This window comes from Deinococcus aquatilis DSM 23025 (genome assembly GCF_000378445.1).
Classification (GTDB): domain Bacteria; phylum Deinococcota; class Deinococci; order Deinococcales; family Deinococcaceae; genus Deinococcus; species Deinococcus aquatilis.
The window spans coordinates 1-2,230 of the sequence record NZ_KB899793.1 but is presented as its reverse complement, the minus strand read 5'-3'; the positions used below and the strand labels follow the sequence as shown (position 1 = coordinate 2,230).

At 54.4% G+C, this 2,230-nt stretch carries 2 protein-coding genes and 1 pseudogene; 2 read left to right on the top strand and 1 reads right to left on the bottom strand.

The genetic code is table 11. The annotated features are described in order from the left end of the window. A partial coding sequence (locus F561_RS26910) for an IS30 family transposase (RefSeq protein ID WP_019012545.1) occupies positions 1–297 on the top strand: 297 nt, incomplete at its 5' end. A 30-nt stretch (positions 298–327) separates the two neighbouring features. On the opposite strand, the gene F561_RS26905 is transcribed toward F561_RS26910, so the two are convergent. Next, positions 328–1,020, bottom strand: coding sequence for a GGDEF domain-containing protein (locus F561_RS26905; protein ID WP_019012544.1), 693 nt, complete (start codon positions 1,018–1,020; stop codon positions 328–330). Positions 1,021–1,751: 731 nt separating this feature from the next. Here F561_RS26905 and F561_RS26900 point away from each other — a divergent pair. Next, positions 1,752–2,009 (top strand): annotated as a pseudogene (locus tag F561_RS26900) (transposase); the annotation flags it as partial. Positions 2,010–2,230 lie beyond the last annotated feature (221 nt).

Sequence of the window (2,230 nt, the reverse complement as noted above, 5' to 3'; positions counted from 1 at the left end):
GATCAGGGGGCAGAGATGAGTCAGCATGAACAACTGCACCTGGACACGGGGGTGGGCATCTACTTCTGCGAGCCGAGAAGCCCATGGCAGAGAGGCACCAACGAAAATACCAATGGACTCTTGCGCCAATACTTTCCGAAAGGCACAGATCTGAGCCTCCACAGCGCCGATGACCTAGCGGCTGTAGCGAAGACGCTCAATGCCAGACCCCGCAAAGTCTTGGGTTGGCAGACACCCAATGAGGCCTTTGAACATGCACTACACGGGATTGACGCTGCTGTTGCGATGACCGCTTGAATCCACCGATAACACCTGCCTGCATTCCGATCAGTTGGCGTTCCCCACCGCTCTGTAGAACTCAACCGTATTGTCTTCACACCTTTTGGCCAAATACATCGCCTCGTCCGCATGTCGCAGCAGGGTAGTCGCGTCAGTTCCATCCTGCGGAAAAAGACTCACCCCAATTGCCGCGCCAACTCTCACTTCAAACTCCCCGAGCTGACAGGGCTGTATGAGTGCTGCGAGAATTTTTTGAGCCACGTCATGAGCTCGGCCAGCTGGGTACAGGTGAGTGGCCAACACCACAAGTTCGTCACCGCCCCACCGTGCCACACTGTCATGTCCGAAGACGGCTCCGGTCAGGCGCCGGGCCATCTCCTGCAACAACTGGTCGCCGGTGGCATGTCCGTAAGTGTCGTTGACGAGCTTGAACCCGTTCAGGTCAATAAAGAGAACGGCCAGCGGCGCTGTGAGGTTGGTTGCGCTGGCGATGGCCTGCTCAAGCCGGTCCCGAAACAAGGTGCGACCTGCTAGACCTGTCAAGGGGTCGTGGGTGGCCTGGTAGGCGAGCTTCTTGGTGAGTTCTTCCTGCTTCACCTGCGCTTCTTCCAACTTGGAGATGGCGGCAGCAAGTTCCGCAGAACGGGCACGCTCGCCTTTAGGAACGGATTTCTCTAGAACTGTTTCCTTGCTTACCCCATCGTGTGTCTTGACGACGGTCAATGCGAGGTTGCACGCCATCCGTGCTTTCTACGGACAAGCCAAGTGAAACACATTGAGCAGATGTTGTTGCTTGGGCGTAGGCTGAAAGGCGAGCTTGGGAGGGGAAGAGGATTACCCCTATCGTATTGTTATTCCTTCAGTAAAATGCTTTGCCTGACGGCTGAGGGTTACGAAGAAGGGTGTAAGCGCTTTACAGGTTAATCAGAACCGCTGGCCTCTGAAACCCGACCTCACAGGAAGGCCAAGAAGGGGCCTCCGAGAAGCGCTGAAGGGGAATAGGGGGAAAACAGTGGGAAAGAAATCTAGATCCACGGATGGGATGAACGTTCTGCGTAGCTGAGTACGCTCCGATGTAAAAGCAGGAGGGGGCCGGAGTTGAGAATTTAGAACTAACGGAGATTAGTACGGAAACTGTGCTGATCATATTCAAGTCTCAGGCGTCGAGCTCTAGTGTCATTTCCTCTCCTCTGACACCAACACTTCCTCAATCCTCAACAACATTTGATCCGTCTTCTCTCGTTCGAAATCAGTTTCCGATTGAAATTTGTAAATCCGCCTGAAGTAATCTGACGAGAGGCGCAGAAAATCGTGATTCAACCCCCACGACGGCATAAAATCCAAATACAATTCCATAAGTTCTAGCTGCGCATTTGGAATAAAGCACTCCTGTTCCATCACCTCAGGTGGCAAGGTGAGGGTAAGTCGCTTTTGCACACATGGAGTTAAGCCCCGATCATAGGAGGCACTCCATGACCCAGCGCAAAACGTACACCGCCGAGTTCAAGCGAGACGCTGTCCAACTCGCGCAGTCCACCGAAAATATCGCGGGCACCGCCCGCGACCTTGGCATTGGACTTTCAGCCTTGAGAAAGTGGATTAAAGCCGACCAGCACAACGGAAACTTGGCCTTCCCTGGTCAGGGCCGTCAGCTGTTAACACCCGAGCAAGAGGAGCTCAAACGCCTGCGGAAAGAAAACGAAATCTTGCGTCAGGAACGTGAAATCCTAGATAGCAACCGTAACGCGGTCAAGGGGGCTTGTGGTGCCCACCAGTCACCGGCGGCACACTACGCCGCCAGCGCTGGCGGACACCACGGCGCGTGAGTTCGACACATGGCATTGATCATGACCAGCAATGACCGCATACACGCGGTCAGCACCACTTTTTTCGGCTTTCCTTGCGCGACGAGTCGATCGTACTTTGCACGAATCGTGGGATTGACTCTCAG